The 17921-nt window shown below is 61.6% G+C and carries 14 protein-coding genes; 11 read left to right on the top strand and 3 right to left on the bottom strand.

All coding sequences use genetic code 11. From position 1 onward, the window contains the following. Positions 1-195 precede the first annotated feature (195 nt). The 3 genes from V8Z65_RS04740 to V8Z65_RS04730 all read right to left on the bottom strand — a co-directional run bounded on the left by V8Z65_RS04740 (position 196) and on the right by V8Z65_RS04730 (position 2177). Positions 196-1197 carry an asparaginase gene (locus V8Z65_RS04740; RefSeq protein WP_338722885.1) on the bottom strand — a complete coding sequence of 334 codons (1002 nt, stop codon included), beginning with the start codon at positions 1195-1197 and terminating at the stop codon, positions 196-198. A 90-nt stretch (positions 1198-1287) separates the two neighbouring features. Further along, complete coding sequence (locus tag V8Z65_RS04735) at positions 1288-1626, bottom strand: SH3 domain-containing protein (protein ID WP_338722884.1); 339 nt, start codon at positions 1624-1626, stop codon at positions 1288-1290. A 119-nt stretch (positions 1627-1745) separates the two neighbouring features. Next, entirely contained in the window at positions 1746-2177 is a 432-nt protein-coding gene (locus V8Z65_RS04730; protein ID WP_338722883.1) for a hypothetical protein, read from the bottom strand. Positions 2178-2412: 235 nt separating this feature from the next. Between V8Z65_RS04730 and V8Z65_RS04725 the strand changes: the two genes are divergently transcribed. The 11 genes from V8Z65_RS04725 (at position 2413) to V8Z65_RS04675 (ending at position 17913) form a co-directional block, all read left to right on the top strand. After that, positions 2413-3273 (top strand): NAD(P)-dependent oxidoreductase, encoded by an 861-nt coding sequence (locus V8Z65_RS04725; protein ID WP_338722882.1) that lies wholly within the window; start codon positions 2413-2415, stop codon positions 3271-3273. Positions 3274-3376: 103 nt separating this feature from the next. Continuing rightward, positions 3377-3967 (top strand): ANTAR domain-containing response regulator, encoded by a 591-nt coding sequence (locus tag V8Z65_RS04720; protein WP_338722881.1) that lies wholly within the window; start codon positions 3377-3379, stop codon positions 3965-3967. A 9-nt stretch (positions 3968-3976) separates the two neighbouring features. Then, on the top strand, positions 3977-5185 hold the full coding sequence (locus V8Z65_RS04715) for a CmpA/NrtA family ABC transporter substrate-binding protein (RefSeq protein WP_338722880.1): 1209 nt from the start codon (positions 3977-3979) through the stop codon (positions 5183-5185). A gap of 363 nt (positions 5186-5548) precedes the next feature. Then, entirely contained in the window at positions 5549-6955 is a 1407-nt protein-coding gene (locus V8Z65_RS04710) for a CmpA/NrtA family ABC transporter substrate-binding protein (protein WP_338722879.1), read from the top strand. Between the two features lie 50 nt (positions 6956-7005). Beyond that, the gene (locus V8Z65_RS04705; RefSeq protein ID WP_338722878.1) at positions 7006-8079 is read left to right on the top strand and encodes an ABC transporter permease; all 1074 of its coding nucleotides are present in this window, start codon (positions 7006-7008) and stop codon (positions 8077-8079) included. 9 nt (positions 8080-8088) lie between these two features. Further along, complete coding sequence (locus tag V8Z65_RS04700) at positions 8089-9831, top strand: ABC transporter ATP-binding protein (RefSeq protein WP_338722877.1); 1743 nt, start codon at positions 8089-8091, stop codon at positions 9829-9831. Between the two features lie 352 nt (positions 9832-10183). Continuing rightward, the gene (gene nirB / locus V8Z65_RS04695; RefSeq protein ID WP_338722876.1) at positions 10184-12628 is read left to right on the top strand and encodes a nitrite reductase large subunit NirB; all 2445 of its coding nucleotides are present in this window, start codon (positions 10184-10186) and stop codon (positions 12626-12628) included. A gap of 5 nt (positions 12629-12633) precedes the next feature. Beyond that, the gene (gene nirD / locus V8Z65_RS04690; protein WP_338722875.1) at positions 12634-12969 is read left to right on the top strand and encodes a nitrite reductase small subunit NirD; all 336 of its coding nucleotides are present in this window, start codon (positions 12634-12636) and stop codon (positions 12967-12969) included. Positions 12970-12971: 2 nt separating this feature from the next. Then, positions 12972-15602 carry a molybdopterin-dependent oxidoreductase gene (locus V8Z65_RS04685; protein ID WP_338722874.1) on the top strand — a complete coding sequence of 877 codons (2631 nt, stop codon included), beginning with the start codon at positions 12972-12974 and terminating at the stop codon, positions 15600-15602. Further along, complete coding sequence (gene cysG, locus V8Z65_RS04680; protein WP_338722873.1) at positions 15568-17148, top strand: siroheme synthase CysG; 1581 nt, start codon at positions 15568-15570, stop codon at positions 17146-17148. The genes V8Z65_RS04685 and cysG overlap by 35 nt, the downstream gene beginning before the upstream one ends. A gap of 81 nt (positions 17149-17229) precedes the next feature. Continuing rightward, a complete protein-coding gene (locus tag V8Z65_RS04675; protein ID WP_338722871.1) occupies positions 17230-17913 on the top strand; it encodes an outer membrane protein in 684 nt (227 codons plus the stop codon). Positions 17914-17921: the final 8 nt, after the last annotated feature.

Genomic DNA, 17921 nt, shown 5'->3' with positions numbered 1-17921 from the left:
CCATCGCCCCCTCCCCCTTGAGGGGAGGGTAGCGCCGCCGGGTCCTGCAAGGGCCCTGGCAGAGCTGGGGTGGGGGTGGGATTGTGCATCACCAAAGCGACCCCCTCCCTCAATCCCTCCCCTCAAGGGGGAGGGACGCGAAAGAGCCATCGGCTCGGTAGATCATTGGCGCATAGGCCGAACCAATACGCCGCCTTAAATCCCCACCGTCCGCATTTCGCCGACCACGGTGCCCCGCACATTCCTGATCGGCTGACGCGCGAATTGCTCCAGAACAGCCTTTTGCGCCGCGTCGGGATCCGCATATTTCAAGAGCAGCGCGGCCACCATGGTGTGGCTGGCGACCATATTGCCGTCATCGCATTTAAGCGCATAGCCCCAGCCCATGTCGCGAATGGCGCCGCATTGCACGCCCTCGGCGCCACCCTTCTGCATCACTCGGCCCTTGAAGGCTTCCATGACCAGGGTGTCGAGATGCCCGGTTCCGGCCACCAGATGGGGGTGGCTGGTTGCCGCATCGAACAGTTTCTGCGCCCCGTCCGCGTGGCCGCTATCGAGTCCCCTTCCCGTTGCCATGCGCGCAAAGCCGCGGGCCCAGGCCCGCAAGGGCGCAGCCCAAGTGGGAATTGAACACCCGTCGGTGCCGCAGCGATCCTCGGTCAGGTCCTCACCGATCACATATTCCACGGCCGCGCGCACTGCCTTTTGCACATCGTGCTCCCGCTCGACATAGCCGGTGGTCGGCACGCCCATGGCCAGGGCTACGCTCAGCATGCCCGAATGTTTGCCCGAGCAATTATTGTGCAGCGCGCTCGGTTCCAGCCCGGCCGCGCGCAGCGCCTGGCGCGCCTTGTCATTGGTGGGCATATGGGCGCCGCATTCGAGATCGTCGACCGACAGGCCCATGCGATCGAGGAAATGGGCCACATTGCTCACATGCCCGTCCTCGCCGTGATGGGAGGCGCAGGCCAGGGCCAGTTCTTCCCCGCTATGGTGGAAGCGCTCGGCGGCGTGGCGGTCGAAAATCGCCAGGGCCTGCATGGATTTGATGGCGGAACGCGGAAAGATCGGGCGCTCGATATCGCCGCCAGAGGCGATCACCTGGCCATCGGCATCGACGATGACAAAAGCGCCGCGATGGCGGTTCTCCACCCAATTGCCGCGCACGGCCTCGGCGAGAATGGGATTGGCGTCCATAAGAAAACTCCGGTCTCTGCTGTCCAACACGAACAGCAAGAGCACCGGAGAAAGTCAACATGCATGGGTAGGAGGTACGCAGTACTAAATTCAGATATCCCAGTCCTGAACCGGAACGAGAAAGCGGGAATTGACCCAACCCTTGGTGCCGCCGCGTTCGACCAGGCACCAATCCGAGCTGTTTTCGACTTCGATGCAGCGCTCGACCCAGACATGCAGTCCGGGGGCGAAGCTGCCCACTTTCTGGGAATAGCTGGCGGGCCATTTGCGCACATTGAGCCGATCCCATTCGGCCACACCGGTCACCTGACCGAGCGTATCGACCTGGTAGCCGGCGGCCATTGCGGGTTGCACGGCAAAACCGGCTGCGGTGGTGATGATCAGGCCGCACAGGGTCGCGACCAGAACCTTTTCCTGCGCCTTGTTCATTTGAAGAGCCCTCCAAAAATCTCGTTGTTGGCACCACCCTGGCACCCCGCCTTTGAACCCATGCTGATCTCGATGTTCAGCTAGCGTTCATGAACGGGAGCCAGGGCCTCCTCATCGGGTCAGTTCATGTCCCGCTGATGGACGTAAAGGATGACGCTGTTGCGGGCGCCGAAGCGCAGCGAGACGACGTCATATTCGTCGTAACCCTTGGCCTCGAGCGCGTTCATCAGCAGGCGATTGCGGGCAATGGGCTCGCGCAGAACATTGACATTGCCGTTGATGAACAGCGTGCCATAATTGTTCTTGCCCGGAACCGTCAGGTCCTCACAGACCGGGTGCAGCCAGACGCTGCGGTCGCGAATACCGTCAATATCAAAGACATTTACGCGGCGCATATGGCCCATTTCGTCGGCACAATTGTGCTCATTGTGCGAGGTGGGATAGTTCGGGCCGCCGGGAAAATTCGCCGCAGCGAATTGTGCGCTGCTGGGCAAAACGGTCGCGACGGAAACAAAGCCCGCGACCAAGGCCAAAGTGGTGAGTTTCATCATTTTCATAACTCCTTGGTGCTGTTGGAGCGGCTCATTGTCCGAGCCGCCTGTTGATGTCGAACATCAACCCTGCCCAGGGTTATGCTGCCGCCAGCTTGAACCGGCGCTGAGGCCCCTATTCATCATTTGTTAACGTGCATGAATGCGGCCAAGACGGTTGGCAGGTCTCGCGTTCCGCAATAGGCTTGACGCCAGAGAGACGCAGAAAATTTGCGTGGAATAAGAGGAGGTTCGAATGGCCAAGGTGTTGGTGACCGGGGGAAGCGGCAAGCTGGGTCGGGCTGTTTTGCGAGACCTCGTGGAGCACGGCTATGACGTTCTCAACCTCGATCAGCAGGCCCTCAGCGAACCCATCTGCCCCAGCGTACGCATCGATCTGAGCAATTTCGGAGAGGTCGCCGGCGCCATCCTGGGGGGCGTTGATGAACGCGGCGGGCCCTTCGATGCCGTGGTGCATCTGGCCGCCATTCCCGCGCCGGGACTGTCCGCCAATTCGCGCACGCTGACCAATAATGTTACGGCGAGCTACAATGTCTTTGAAGCCTGCCGCCTGGCCGGCATCAAGAACGTGGTCTTTGCCTCCAGCGAAACCGTACTGGGCCTGCCCTTCGACAATCCGCCGCCCTACGCGCCGGTGGACGAAGACTATTTCCCGCGCCCCGAAAGCGCCTATTCGCTGGGCAAACTGCTCGACGAGACCATGGCAGCCCAGTTCTGCCGCTGGGATCCGGAGCTACGCATGGTGGGCCTGAGATTTTCCAATGTGATGTATCCGGAAGACTACAAGGCCTTCCCAAGCTTCGACAGCGATCCGCGCAAACGCAAATGGAACCTGTGGGCCTATATCGACGCGCGCGACGGGGCGCAGGCGGTACGCCGGGCCATCCAGGCGGAGTTCAAGGGCTTTGAGGCCTTCATCATCGCCAATGCAGATTCGGTCATGTCCCGGTCCAATGTCTCCCTGCTTGCCGAGGTCTTTCCCGGGGTCGAGCAGAAGGGCAATATCTCCACCAATGGCACCCTGCTCTCCATCGAGAAAGCCAAACGCATGCTGGGCTATTCACCCCAGTTCAGCTGGCGCAACGAGATAAAATAACGAGCCAATCCGGCAGGCCCGGCGGCGCGGCAAGCATTTTTGCATCGAAAATGTGCATGAATGGCACTTGTGCTTTTTGTAAGCAAAGGCATAAGTGCCACTGATGCCGAGCCCCGACCTGTCCATCTTGATCATCGACGAGAACCGCATCCGCGCCTCGATCATCGAGGAGGGTCTGCGGGAGGCGGGCTATGCACGCGTTGCCGTCATCCACGACGTCAACGAGGTCGGACGCACTATTGCCCTGACCATGCCCGATGTCATTTTCATCGACCTGGAAAATCCCAAGCGCGACACGCTCGAGCACTTCTTTTCCCTGACGCGCGCCATTCAGCGTCCGATCGCCATGTTCGTCGACCGCTCTGATGGCACCATGATCGAAAAGGCCGTCGAAGCCGGCGTCTCGGCCTATGTGGTGGACGGCCTCAAAAAGGAGCGGGTTAAGCCCATCCTGGACATGGCCATTTCGCGCTTCAACGCCTTTTCGCGCCTCACGCGGGAGTTGGAAGAGGCCCGCAGCGCGCTCGAGGAACGCAAGATCATCGACCAGGCCAAGGGCATTCTGATGAAGACCAAGGGCCTGAGCGAACCGGACGCTTATGCGCTTTTGCGCAAGACGGCCATGAACCAGAACCGGCGGCTGATCGACATTGCCCAGAGTCTCATCACAGCCGCCAATCTGCTTGGGCCATAGGAAATCGCCATGTCCCTTCCTCACCTCACCGCCGGTTTTCTTCCCCTTTTGGACAGCGCCCTGCTGGTGCTGGCCCGCGAACTGGGCATTGCCGAGGAGGAAGGCTTTACGCTTGGCCTGACGCGCGAATCCTCCTGGGCCAATATCCGTGACCGTACTGCGCTCGGACATTTCGACATTGCCCTGGTGCTGGCGCCGATGCCGATTGCCGCCAATCTCGGGCTGACGCCCATAGCAAAGCCAATGATCGCGCCAGTCATGACCGGCCTGGGCAATAATGCCATTACCGTCAGCGCCGCAATCTGGTCGGCCATGGCCGATGCCGGGGCGCCTGGCGATCTTGCCGCCGGCCCCGCTGGCCGGGCGCTGGCAAAAGTCGTCCAGTCCAGCACCCGCAAGCTGCGCTTTGGCGTGGTGCACCAGACCTCCTCGCACAATTACGAGTTGCGCTATTGGCTGGCGGCCAGTGGCATTCATCCGGATCGCGATGTCGAGATCGTTGTCCTTCCGCCGCCCTTGCTGCCAGAGGCGCTGGGCACGGATGGGCTGGATGGCTATTGCGTCGGCGAACCCTGGAACAGTGTCGGGGTTGCCCAGTTCGGCGCGCGGATCGCCACGACCAAGTCATCCATCTGGCAGCGCAGCCCCGACAAGGCGGTCGGCATGCGCAGCGATTGGGCCAAGCAGAACCCCGATCTGGTTGCTGCAACAATTCGCGCCATCTACCGCGCCGGCGAATGGTGTCAAAGGCCGGAAAACCGCTTGCAGGCCGCCGAGATCATGGCCAGGCCCGCCTATCTCAATCAGCCCGTCGATATCGTTTCACGCGCCCTGACCGGGCAGATTGACGGCGGCGTTCATCAGGTCACCATTCCCGACTTTTATGTGCCGCATGAGGGCGCCGCCAATTTCCCATGGAAGAGCCACGCGCTCTGGTATTACAGCCAGATGGTACGCTGGGGCGAGGTCACGCCTAATCAGGCTCGCGCGGAAATAGCCGCCGCCACCTTCCGGCCCGATCTCTACCGCGCGGCACTCGCCCCTCTTGGCGCATCCTTGCCCGCCGACGATTATCGTCGTGATGGCGACCAGGCCCAGAGCCACACCATTGCCGCCGTGACCGGCACCATGCAGGCCGGCCCCAACCGCTTTTTCGACGGTAAAGTTTTCGATCCTGACGCGGTCGACAGCTATATTCAGTCCCAGGCGACCAAGTAACGATCAATCCGTGCGCAAAACCCTTGTTTGCTCAAAATTTGATCACATGACCTGACCGATCTGCCACTGCAACGTGCAACCCGCTGCCACAGCCCGGCAATCGTCATTCCGGCCAATGCATTGGGATTGCACAATTTTCGCAAAACACGGCCATTTGGCACGCTTCGTGCAATGTGAAGGGCGAATGAGCTCCTCCCAAGACGGCTCACACACTATCGGCGTCCGATGACGGGCGCTCCAATGGCAAGGTCGCCAACTGGCTAGCGTTCGATCGGATGGATCGGCGCGCGGATCAGTTGGCGACCTTTTTGTCGTTTGGAGCACGGCTTGGCTGCCGGTTGTCGACACAACACGGAGACGATGATGACTGCGACTACCCGCCCCACGCCGCCACGCCGCCGCCTCAAGCCGTTGCTGGCCGGACTTGCACTGGGCCTCCTGGCCAGCACCGCCAGCAATGCGGCCATGCTCGACGTCGAAAAGGACGAGCTGAAGTTTGGCTTTATCAAGCTCACCGACATGGCCCCGCTCGCCATTGCCTATGAGCTTGGCTATTTCGAGGACGAAGGCCTCTATGTGACGCTGGAACCGCAGGCCAATTGGAAGGTGCTGCTGGACGGTGTCATCACCGGAACCCTGGATGGTGCTCATATGCTGGCCGGCCAGCCGTTGGCCGCCACGATCGGCTATGGCACCAAGGCGCATATCGTCACTCCCTTCTCCATGGATCTCAATGGCAATGGCATTACCGTCTCCAATGCCGTGTGGGAGCTGATGAAGCCGCATCTGGAAATGGATGCCGAGGGCAAGCCGGTGCATCCGATTTCCGCCGCCGCGCTGAAACCTGTGATCGATGAATTCGACGCCGAAGGCCGCCCCTTCAATCTGGGCATGGTCTTTCCCGTCTCCACCCACAATTACGAGCTGCGCTATTGGCTCGCGGCCGGCGGCGTCAATCCAGGCTATTACTCGCCGGAAGATGTTTCGGGGCAGATAGCGGCCGATGCCTATCTCTCGGTGACCCCGCCGCCACAAATGCCGGCCACGCTCGAAGCGGGCACGATTGACGGCTATGCAGTGGGCGAGCCCTGGAACCAGGCCGCGGTGTTCAAAAAGATCGGCGTGCCGGTCATCACCGATTACGACATCTGGAAGAATAACCCGGAGAAAGTGTTCGGCATGACCGCCGAATTCACCGAGGCCAATCCCAATACCACGCTGGCCATCACCAAGGCATTGATCCGCGCGGCCAAGTGGCTGGACGAGAATGACAATGCCAATCGCCAGGAGGCGGTGGAAATCCTCTCCCGCTCCGAATATGTGGGCGCCGATGCCGAAGTGATCGCCGCCTCGATGACCGGCACGTTCGAATTCGAAGCCGGCGACGTCCGTGACGTTCCCGATTTCAACGTTTTCTACCGCTACTTTGCCACCTATCCCTATTATTCGGACGCCGTCTGGTATCTCACCCAGATGCGCCGGTGGGGGCAGATCGCTGAGGACCAGCCCGATAGCTGGTATGACGAGGTCGCCAAGTCCGTCTACAAGCCCGAAATCTATCTCGAAGCCGCACGCCTGCTGGTCGAGGAAGGGCTGGTCGACGAGGCCGATTTCCCCTGGGACAGCGCCGGCTATCGCGAGCCGACCGCCGAGTTCATCGACGGCGTCACCTATGATGGCACCAAGCCCAACGCCTATATTGACAGCCTCGAAATCGGCCTCAAGACCGGCGACAGCGTCGTCGGGGCCGAAGTGGTTGCCGCCAACTGACATCCTCGGGTGGCCGGTCTCCGGCCACCCTCATCCCTGAGGACCGCATTATGACCCTTGCAAGCGAAGCCCCTGCCCCGGCCACCGAGCGCCGGCAGAAGCTGTTTACCGCCATCAATCGATCTGCCGCCTGGCTCAGTGCACTTGGCTTTGGCTGGCTTGTTCCGCTGCTCAGAATTGCCGCCGGCGACGATCCGCGCGAGCAGATGGGCGAGTTGCGCGACAGCCTGCTCTTCCCGCTTATGGGCATAGCGGCTTTTCTTTTGGCCTGGGCGATCTTCGCCCCTCAGGTGCAGACCTCGCTTGGCGCCATTCCCGGCCCGGCGCAGGTCTGGGAACAGGCCGGCAGCCTTTGGCAGGATCATGTGGCCGAGCGGCAGAAAGAGGCTGACTTCTACGTCCGTCAGGACGAGCGGAATGCCGAATTGATCGCCGATGACCGCGCCGACGATGTCAAGTGGCGTGCTTATACCGGCAAGCCGACTTATCTCGACCAGATCGTGACTTCATTGAAAACTGTCGGCCTCGGCTTCCTGATTGCCACGATTATCGCCGTGCCGCTCGGCATTGCCTCGGGCCTCAGCCGCCCCTTCAATGGTGCGCTTAATCCTCTGGTTCAACTCTTCAAACCGGTCTCGCCATTGGCCTGGCTGCCTATCGTGACCATGGTGGTCTCGGCGCTCTATGTCGATGCCAGCGACGCCTTTCCCAAGGCTCTGGTCATCTCAGCCGTCACGGTAACGCTCTGCTCGCTCTGGCCGACCCTGATCAATACCGCGCTTGGCGTGGCCTCTATCGACAAGGATCTGGTCAATGTGGGCAAGGTGCTGCAGCTCTCGACGCCCACAACCATAACCAAGCTGGTTCTGCCTTCGGCCCTGCCGTTGATCTTCACTGGCCTGCGGCTGTCGCTCGGTGTTGGCTGGATGGTGCTGATCGCCGCCGAAATGCTGGCGCAGAATCCTGGCCTAGGCAAATTCGTCTGGGACGAATTCCAGAACGGGTCGTCCACCTCGCTGGCCCGCATCATCGTGGCCGTGCTCACTATCGGCATTATCGGCTTCCTGCTCGACCGGGTGATGTTCACCCTGCAGACCGCCTTTACCTTCTCCGGCAAGCGATAGGACCAGATCATGGCCCCCATTCTCCAGCTCTCCGGCATTTCCAAGCACTTTGGCGAAGGCGCCAAGCGCGTGGATATTCTCGATAACATCAATCTGGACGTCGAGGATGGCGAATTCGTCGCCATTCTCGGTTTCTCGGGCGCGGGCAAGACCACGCTGATCTCGCTGATGGCCGGACTGTCCGAGCCGGATTTGGGCGGCGTCATCTATCGCGGCAAGGAGATCGATGGTCCGGGGCCGGAGCGTGGCGTGGTGTTCCAGTCCTATTCGCTCATGCCCTGGCTCTCTGTTGCGGGCAATGTCGACCTGGCAGTCAATGCCGTGCACAAGTCCAAGTCGCGCACCGAAAAGCTGGAGCTACGCCAGCGCTATGTGGAAATGGTCGGCCTCGGCCATGCCACCGACCGCCGGCCCGCCGAACTGTCCGGTGGCATGCGGCAGCGCGTTGCTGTGGCCCGGGCACTGGCCATGCAGCCAGAAGTGCTGCTGCTCGACGAACCGCTTTCGGCGCTCGATGCGCTCACCCGCTCCAAGCTTCAGGATGAGTTCGCCCAGATCTCGGAAGCCGAGAAAAAGACCATTGTACTCATTACCAATGACGTGGACGAAGCCATCCTTTTGGCCGACCGCGTGATCCCGTTGACACCCGGCCCCGCGGCTACGCTCGGCCCCGATTTTCATGTCGGCATCGAGCGGCCGCGCGATCGCGCCGCCCTTAATGGCGATGACCGGTTCATCAGGCTCCGTCGCGAGATTACCGAATATCTCATGGATGTGGGTGCAGCCCGCAATCAGTCCGGTGATGCCGATCTGACCCTGCCCAATGTCCTGCCCATTGCCCGTGGCAAGTCGGCCCGCCTGCCTAGCGCCTATTCCGCGGCGGCGGCCTCCGAAACCCAGGACGATTATGTCCGCTTCGATGAAGTCTCGAAGGTCTATCCAACGCCCAAGGGTCCGCTGACCGTGGTGGACCGCTTCGATTTCCAGATGAAGAAGGGCGAATTCGTCACCCTCATCGGTCATTCGGGCTGCGGTAAATCCACCGTTCTGTCGATGGTTGCCGGGCTCAACGACATTTCGGGCGGCACGATTGCGCTCGATGGCAAGCCGGTGGTCGGTGCCGGGCCCGAGCGCGCCGTGGTGTTCCAGGCGCCTTCGCTCATGCCCTGGCTGACCGCTCGGGAAAATGTGGCGCTGGGCGTGGATCGGGTCTATCCCAAGGCCAGCCCTGCCGAGCGCCGGGACGTGGTTGAATATTACCTCAACCGCGTGGGCCTGGGCGATGCCATGCACCGTCCGGCCTCCGAACTGTCCAATGGCATGAAGCAGCGTGTCGGCATTGCCCGCGCCTTTGCGCTTTCACCCAAACTCCTGCTGCTCGACGAACCGTTCGGCATGCTCGACAGTATTACCCGTTGGGAATTGCAGGACGTGCTTATGGATGTCTGGGCACGAACCCAGGTCACCGCCATCTGCGTCACCCATGATGTGGACGAGGCTATCCTGCTCGCCGACCGCGTGGTCATGATGTCCAACGGCCCCAATGCACGCATCGGCAATATCATGGAGGTCGACCTGCCCCGGCCGCGCTCGCGCAAGGCATTGCTGGCCCACAAGGATTACTACGCCTATCGCGAGGAACTGCTCGACTTCCTCGAAGCCTATGAAGGCGGCGCCAATCCCGATCAGGCCACCCTTGACCATATCAAGTCCAAGCGTCTGTCGCGCGGTCAGTCGGTAGCGGCGGAGTAAGGGACGACACCGCACAATAATAGTGCAGCTCCGAAGAAATTTTAGAACTGCACAATTTTTGAACACAAAGGTGGCGATTGCGGCGGCGGACCCGTGGGAATTCGGCATCCCGGCCCGAGACGATGGGTCTAACCATCGGATAGAGCACAATAAAATCGTGCCGGACCATTCTGGCACGGTTCCTGCAACGAAAGGCGTGAAGGGGCTCCTCCCAAGACGCCTTCGACACAAGTGACGTCCAAGGTTGGGCGTTTAGAGGCAAGGTCGCCAACGGATACGAACTGGTCAATGGACCAGAGACGTGTCGGTTGGCGGCCTTTTTGTTTTTCAGACCTGATTTCTGGAGCACGAAATGGAAAAACTGGTCGTCGTAGGTGCAGGGATGGCTTCGGGCCGCGCCCTGGAACACATCTTCGAAGAAGCCCCGGGCCGGTTCGACGTCACGCTGTTCGGCGCAGAACCGCGCGGCAATTACAACCGCCTGATGCTCTCACCGGTCCTGGCCGGCGAGAAGGAATATGAGCAGATCATCACCCATGACAGCGCCTGGTATGAGGCCAATGGCGTGCATACGCGCTTCGGCGAGACGGTCACACTGATTGATCGCGAGCGCAAGGTGGTGGTCAGCAAGCTTGGCGAAACCCCTTATGACAAGCTGATCATTGCGACCGGCTCGGCGCCCTTCATCATCCCCCTGCCCGGCAAGGACCTGCCCGGCGTCATGGCCTTCCGTGACCTCGACGACGTCAACCGCATGGTCGATGTCTCCAAGCGCCCCGGCGCCAAGGCCGTGGTGATCGGCGGTGGGCTGCTTGGTCTCGAAGCGGCCGCCGCGCTCAATGCCCGTGGCATGGAAGTGGTGGTGCTGCACCTGATGGGCCATGTGATGGAGCGCCAGCTCGACCCGGCTGCCGGCTATCTCCTGCAGCGCGATCTCGAAGCACGCGGCATCAAGGTGCATTGCAAGGCCCAGACCAAGGCCATTCTCGGTGAGGATCGCGTCGAGGCGGTGGCGCTTGAAGACGGCACCGTCTATGGCGCCGATATCGTGGTCATGGCCGTCGGCATCCGTCCCGAAACCCGCTTGGCCGTCGACGCCGGCATTCATGTCGAGCGTGGCATTGTCGTCAATGACCAGATGGTCACCTCCGACCCCGACGTGCTCGCCCTAGGCGAATGCGTCGAACACGAAAAGATCGTCTATGGTCTCGTCGCTCCGCTCTATGACCAGGCCAAGATCCTGGCGAAAACCCTCGCCAAGGTCGATGCCGCCTTCCGCCCGGTGCAGACCGCGACCCAGCTCAAGGTGACCGGCGTGTCGGTCTATTCGGCCGGTGATTTCGCCGATGCCGAGGACCGCGAGGAAATCGTGCTGCGCGATGCCACTTCGGGCATCTACAAGCGCCTCGTGCTCAAGGAAGACAAGGTTATTGGTGCCGTGCTCTACGGCGAAACCGCCGATGGCCCATGGTTCTTCGACATGATCCGCAAGGGCACCGACACGCGGGACATGCGGGACACTCTAATCTTTGGCCAAGCCTATCAGGGGGGAGCCGCGCTGGACCCTATGGCGGCCGTTGCAGCCTTGCCGGATGATGCAGAAATCTGCGGCTGCAACGGCGTATGCAAATCCACGATCACCGGCACGATCGTTTCCAAGGGCCTGACTGACCTCGATGGCGTGCGCGCCCATACCAAGGCCTCGGCCTCGTGTGGTTCATGCACGCATCTGGTCGAAAAGCTCATGGCCATCACCCTGGGCGACAGCTACAACCCGGCTGCCGTCAAGCCCATGTGTCCCTGCACAGAGCACGATCACGGCACCGTTCGCCGCCTGATCGTGGCCAAGGAACTGAAGTCCATTCCTGAAATCATGCAGGAATTGGAGTGGAAGACCTCCTGCGGCTGCGCCAAGTGTCGTCCGGCTCTCAATTATTACCTCGTGGCCGAATGGCCCGGCGAATATGAGGATGATGGTCAGTCGCGCTTCATCAACGAACGCGTCCACGCCAATATCCAGAAGGACGGCACCTATTCCGTCGTGCCGCGCATGTGGGGTGGCCTTACCAACCCACGAGAATTGCGCGCCATCGCCGATGTCGCCGACAAATTCCACATCCCGACCGTCAAGGTGACAGGCGGGCAGCGCATCGACCTGCTTGGCGTCAAAAAGGAAGACCTGCCCGCAGTCTGGGCCGATCTCAATGCCGCGGGCATGGTGTCTGGCGCCGCCTATGCCAAAGGCCTCAGGACCGTGAAAACCTGTGTCGGCTCGGACTGGTGCCGCTTCGGTACCCAGGACTCGACCGGCCTTGGCGTACGCCTTGAAAAGTTCATGTGGGGTGCCTGGACCCCGGCCAAGGTCAAGCTCGCCGTCTCCGGTTGCCCGCGCAATTGTGCCGAAGCCACCTGCAAGGATATCGGCGTTGTCTGCGTCGACTCTGGCTACGATATCCATTTTGCCGGCGCCGCCGGCCTCGACATCAAGGGCACCGAACTCCTCGGCCACGCCAATAGCGAAGACGAGGCACTCGAGATCATCGTCGCCCTCACCCAACTCTATCGCGAGCAGGGGCACTATCTCGAACGCATCTACAAATGGGCCAAGCGCGTCGGCAATGACAGCATCAAGGCCGCCATTATCGACGACCTCGACAAGCGCCGGCACTATTACGACCGCTTCGTCTATTCCCAGCAATTTGCCCAGGTCGACCCCTGGGAGGAACGCGTCAATGGCAAGGATGCCCACGAATTCGCCGCCATGGCCGAATTCGGGCTTCCAGTGGCAGCGGAGTAAAGCGCATGACCGAATGGATCGAACTGGGCAGCGTCACTGCCATCCCCGTGCGCGGCGCCCGCTGCGTCAACACCCCTTCGGGCAAGATTGCCGTTTTCCGCACCGCCGAAGACCAGGTCTTTGCCGTCGAGAACCGCTGCCCGCATAAGGGTGGCCCGCTCTCGGAGGGCATTGTCCACGGTGCCTCTGTCACCTGCCCCTTGCACAATTGGGTCTTCGATCTTGCCACCGGTGAGGCCCAGGGCGCCGATGAGGGATCGGTGCGCACCTATCCCGTCAAGGTTGAGCACGGCACTATCTATATCGCCCCCGATGTCCTGATGCAGATGGCAGCGGAGTAAGCATGGTGGAGCAGTCGACGGTTCGCACCACCTGCCCCTATTGCGGCGTCGGCTGCGGCGTGCTCGCCACCCCGCAAGCCGACGGCACGGTGAAAATTGCCGGCGATCCAGACCACCCGGCCAATTTCGGCCGCCTGTGCTCCAAGGGCTCGGCCCTTGGCGAAACGCTTTCGCTCGACGGGCGCCTGCTGCATCCGCAAATCGCTGACAAAAGAGTTACTTGGGACGAAGCGCTCGACGAGGTTGCCAAAAACTTCAAGCAGACTATTAGCGAATTTGGCCCCAATTCCGTTGCCATTTATGGCTCCGGCCAGCTGCTGACCGAAGACTATTACGTCGCCAACAAACTGATGAAGGGCTTTGTCGGCACGGGAAATATCGACACCAATTCGCGTCTTTGCATGGCCTCCTCGGTGGCCGGCCACAAGCGCGCTTTTGGGTCGGACACGGTGCCAGGCAATTATGAGGACCTTGAAGAAGCGGACCTCATTGTGCTGGTCGGTTCAAATCTCGGCTGGTGCCACCCGGTACTCTATCAACGCATCGTCGCGGCCCGCACTGCACGCCCCGAGATGAAGGTTGTGCTGATCGATCCGCGCCGCACAGTCTCTGCCGACATTGCCGAAATGCACCTGCCGGTAGCGCCCGATGGCGACAGCGCGCTTTTCGTCGGATTGCTCGCCCATCTCGACCAAGTCGGGGTCACCGATAGCGACTATATCGCCGCCTATACGTCTGGCTTCGAGGCCGCGCTCCTGACCGCCGAGGACTGGACCGTCGAGCGGGTCGCTGAGGCCACCGGCCTTTCCCCGCTTTCCATTACCCGCTTCTACGACCTGTTTGCCCGCACCAAGAAGGTCGTCACCGTCTATTCCCAGGGCGTCAACCAGTCGGCAGCGGGCAGCGACAAGGTCAATGCCATCATCAATTGCCATCTTGCCACGGGCCGGATCGGCAAGCCCGGCATGGGCCCCTTCTCGGTCACCGGGCAGCCCAATGCCATGGGCGGACGAGAAGTTGGCGGGCTGGCCAATATGCTGGCTGCCCATATGGATTTCACCCCCGATGCGATTGACCGAGTGTCGCGGTTCTGGGGCAGCACAAACATCGCCACCGAGCCCGGGCTCAAGGCCGTCGATCTCTTCGCCGCCATAGCGCGGGGCGAGATTAAGGCCGTCTGGATCATGGCAACCAATCCGGTGGATTCCATGCCCGAGGCCGATGCGGTGCGCGCAGCGCTCAAGGCCTGCCCCTTTGTCGTCGTGTCCGACATGAACCGGAATACCGACACGATGGAACTGGCCCATGTGCGGCTGCCCGCCGCCGGCTGGGGCGAAAAGAACGGCACCGTCACCAATTCGGAACGACGAATTTCTCGCCAACGCCCGTTCCTGGCCCTGCCGGGAGAGGCGCGCCCCGATTGGTGGATCGTCAAGGAAGTCGCCCGGCGCCTGGGCCATGGCAAGGCCTTTGCCTATTTCAGCCCGGGTCAGATTTTTGCCGAGCATGCCGCCCTCTCCGCCTTCGAAAATGACGGCAGTCGCGACTTTGATCTCAATGGCCTGTCCGGCGTAGACTACGAGACCATGGCGCCCGTGCAATGGCCTGTCCGCAAACGGCCAGCTGCCCGCATGTTTGGCGATGGCAAATTCTTCACGCCCGATGGCAAGGCGCGCTTCCTGCCGATCCAGCCGCCGCCGCCTTTTGCCCCGGCGCCGGGCAGTTTCATTCTCAATACCGGCCGCGTACGTGACCATTGGCACACCATGACGCGCACCGGCAAAGCGGCGCGTCTATCGGCGCATATGGCCGAGCCCTTTGTCGAAATTCATCCGGACGACGCCAACAGATTGGGCATTCGTCGCGCCAGTCTGGTGTGCCTTTCCAACACGCACGGAACGGCCCTGGTCCGGGCCCTCGTCACCGACCGCCAACAGCGCGGCCATCTATTCGTGCCCATGCACTGGACCGATCAATTTGCCAGCAATGGTCGCGTGGACGTCCTGGTTACGGGCAAGGTCGATCCGGTATCGAACCAGCCGGCCTTGAAAATGGCGCAGGTTCACGCCGAGCCGGTCGGGGTGCGCCTCTATGGCTTTCTCGTCGCTGCAGGAAAGCCAGCTCTCGACACCGATTACTGGGCCGCCGCCCCTGCCCCCAAAGGCTGGCGCGCAGAAATAGCCCTTTTCGACGAGCCGGCCAATTGGGATGATTTTCTGGCCGATACTTTTGGCACCACGACGCCTTTCCAGTCCATTCGCGACGAGCGCTCCGGTCGCCGCGCCTTTGTTCTGGTCGAAGACGGCCAGCTTGTCGCCGCGCTCTACACCTCGCCCGATCCGGTTCTGGTGTCCCGGCAATGGGCCGTCGACATGCTCGGCGAGCGCGATATCACCGCATCTATCGCACTGGCGGGGCGGCCCGGCGCCGACCGGCCCGATGGCGGGGCCATTGTCTGTTCCTGCATGGGCGTGGGCATCAATACCATTACCGAAGCCGTGACCCGCCACGGCTGCACCAGTGTGGAAGCCGTCGGTGCCCTCACCCGCGCCGGCACCAATTGCGGCTCCTGCCGCGCCGAAATCAGGGGAATTGTCGATGCAAACCGTTTCGTCGCCGAAGCCGCAGAATAATCCGGGCCGCATAACGCCCCTGGCGGTCCTCCCGGTCTTTTTCGATCTGCGCGGTAAACGCGTCGTCGTCATCGGCGGCGGTGAGCCGGCCGCCTGGAAGATTGAGCTTTTGGCCGCCGCCGGAGCGCAAGTGGATGTGTTTGCCGAGGCGGTTTGTGAGGAACTCCGCAGTCTTTTGCAGCATCGCACCCCTCACCCGGCCCTTCGGGCCGACCTCTCCCCAGAGGGGCGAGGTGAGGAGGCATCCTGCAAGCCGCAGCCCAGCGGCTCCATCGTCCCCTCGCCCCTCCGGGGAGAGGGTCTGGGTGAGGGGTCTGTCATCCTCCACCCCCGCCTCTGGACGCCCGCCGACCTCGAAAACGCCGCCCTCGCCATTGCCGATATCGAGGACGACGCCGAGACCCAGGCTTTTGCCGCTGCCGCCAAGGTGGCCGCCGTCCCCTATAATGTCATCGACCGCCCGGAATTCTGCCAATTCCAATTCGGCGCCATCGTCAATCGTTCGCCCGTTGTGGTGGGCATTTCCACCGCCGGCGCCGCTCCCATTCTCGGTCAAGCCGTGCGGCGGCGTATCGAAACACTGTTGCCGCAGACGCTGACGCTATGGGCCCAATTGGCTGCAAAACTCCGCGAAACGGTCATGGGCAAGCTCAGCGCCGGACCGCAGCGCCGGACCTTCTGGGAACGATTGGCTGAAAACGCCTTCGGCAATCGGGCGCCCGAGGCCATGGACGAAGACGTCACCTTTGCCGCCCAGCCGGCCGGTGGTCGCGTCACGCTGGTTGGCGCCGGGCCGGGCGATGCCGATCTTCTGACCATCAAGGCCGTGCGGGCCCTGCAGTCGGCCGATGTCATTCTCTTTGACGATCTGGTGTCATCCGAGGTTCTGGAACTGGCCCGCCGTGAAGCCAAGCGCATGCTGGTGGGCAAAAGAGCCCAGCGCGAAAGTTGCGACCAGCGCGACATCAACCAGATGATGCTGACCCTGGCGCGCCAGGGCAAGCATGTGGTTCGGCTCAAATCGGGCGACCCGATGATCTTTGGCCGCGCTGGCGAAGAAATCGAGATGCTGGAAAGCCATGGCATTGCTGTTTCGGTGGTGCCGGGCATTTCGGCCGGCCTAGCCTTGGCCAGCCGTCTTGGTGTGTCACTCACCCATCGCGATCACGCCCAGTCTGTGCGTTTCGTCACCGGTCACTCGCGCAAAGGCGCACTACCGACCACCCTCAACTGGGCCGCGCTGGCCGATCCGGCCACCACCTCGGTCTATTACATGTCCCGCCGCACCTTGCCCGGCATCGTCGAAGAACTTTCTGCCAAAGGCATGAGCCTTTCAACGCCCGCCATCATCGCTGGAAGCCTGGGGCGTCCGGAAGAGCAAATCTGGCGGGGCACGATCGGCGACGCCATTGCAGCCGTCGAGGATTTTCCACTATCCGCGCCGACCATCTTTGCGGTGGGCGACGCGCTTCAGCACCGGGCTCTGCAGCGCCACCTGTCGCCTGAACCCTGTGAAATGTCCGTAAGCTCTGCAGCGAATATGTGACTTTTTACTGAAAGATCGGCGCGATAAGCATTTGATTAACCAAGCTTATGCACTTTGCCTTCACCATAATTGGGGGTTAAAATGCATAAATTCAGCAAGATACTCACGGCAATAATTGCCACCGCAGCCTGTTCCTCGGCGGCCCACGCCGCCGACCTCATTCAGGATTTTCCGCCCCTCTATGACATCCCCAGCCAGGCCATGGACTGGAACGGCTTTTATGCCGGCGTGTTCGCCGGATATGGCGCAGGGCGTCCCACCAGCGACGTGACACCGATCAATGTCGAGGGCGCGCTCCTGGGTGGCACGATCGGCGCCAATGCGCAGTATGGCTCCTTCGTCCTCGGCGTTGAAGGCGACCTGGCCTGGAGCAACGTCAAGGGTAGCGCGACCTGTGTCGGCAACCCGACTTTCGATTGCAGTGGCAAGCTGGACTGGCTGAGCTCCGGCAAGCTGCGCGGCGGCGTGGCCCTGGACAATCTGCTTTTGTTCGGCACTGCCGGTATTGCGGCCGGCGGCATCACCGCCTCGGTCGATCCGATCCCCGGTGGCGCAAGCGGCAGCTTCTCCTCCACCGTCTGGGGCTGGACCCTTGGCGCCGGCGCCGAATATGCCGTCAGCGAGAATGTCAGCGTCAAGGCCGAATATAGCTATTACGACTTCGCCACGGTCACCGCACCGGTCAACACGCTCACCACTGTTGGTACCACAAATATCGACGCGCACGCCCATGTCGCCAAGCTGGGCGTCAATTACCGGTTCTGATGCCGGCG

The organism is Devosia sp. XK-2 (assembly GCF_037113415.1).
Classification (GTDB): Bacteria; Pseudomonadota; Alphaproteobacteria; order Rhizobiales; family Devosiaceae; genus Devosia.
The sequence above is the reverse complement of the archived record's forward strand: the minus strand, read 5'-3'. Positions and strand labels throughout refer to the sequence as shown.

Excerpts from the sequence above, each read along its gene's own strand:
- V8Z65_RS04740 (WP_338722885.1), bottom strand. The coding sequence starts at position 1,197 with ATGGACGCCAATCCCATTCTCGCCGAGGCCGTGCGCGGCAATTGGGTG.
- V8Z65_RS04735 (WP_338722884.1), bottom strand. The coding sequence starts at position 1,626 with ATGAACAAGGCGCAGGAAAAGGTTCTGGTCGCGACCCTGTGCGGCCTG.
- V8Z65_RS04730 (WP_338722883.1), bottom strand. The coding sequence starts at position 2,177 with ATGATGAAACTCACCACTTTGGCCTTGGTCGCGGGCTTTGTTTCCGTC.
- V8Z65_RS04725 (WP_338722882.1), top strand. The coding sequence starts at position 2,413 with ATGGCCAAGGTGTTGGTGACCGGGGGAAGCGGCAAGCTGGGTCGGGCT.
- V8Z65_RS04720 (WP_338722881.1), top strand. The coding sequence starts at position 3,377 with ATGCCGAGCCCCGACCTGTCCATCTTGATCATCGACGAGAACCGCATC.
- V8Z65_RS04715 (WP_338722880.1), top strand. The coding sequence starts at position 3,977 with ATGTCCCTTCCTCACCTCACCGCCGGTTTTCTTCCCCTTTTGGACAGC.
- V8Z65_RS04710 (WP_338722879.1), top strand. The coding sequence starts at position 5,549 with ATGACTGCGACTACCCGCCCCACGCCGCCACGCCGCCGCCTCAAGCCG.
- V8Z65_RS04705 (WP_338722878.1), top strand. The coding sequence starts at position 7,006 with ATGACCCTTGCAAGCGAAGCCCCTGCCCCGGCCACCGAGCGCCGGCAG.
- V8Z65_RS04700 (WP_338722877.1), top strand. The coding sequence starts at position 8,089 with ATGGCCCCCATTCTCCAGCTCTCCGGCATTTCCAAGCACTTTGGCGAA.
- nirB (WP_338722876.1), top strand. The coding sequence starts at position 10,184 with ATGGAAAAACTGGTCGTCGTAGGTGCAGGGATGGCTTCGGGCCGCGCC.
- nirD (WP_338722875.1), top strand. The coding sequence starts at position 12,634 with ATGACCGAATGGATCGAACTGGGCAGCGTCACTGCCATCCCCGTGCGC.
- V8Z65_RS04685 (WP_338722874.1), top strand. The coding sequence starts at position 12,972 with ATGGTGGAGCAGTCGACGGTTCGCACCACCTGCCCCTATTGCGGCGTC.
- cysG (WP_338722873.1), top strand. The coding sequence starts at position 15,568 with ATGCAAACCGTTTCGTCGCCGAAGCCGCAGAATAATCCGGGCCGCATA.
- V8Z65_RS04675 (WP_338722871.1), top strand. The coding sequence starts at position 17,230 with ATGCATAAATTCAGCAAGATACTCACGGCAATAATTGCCACCGCAGCC.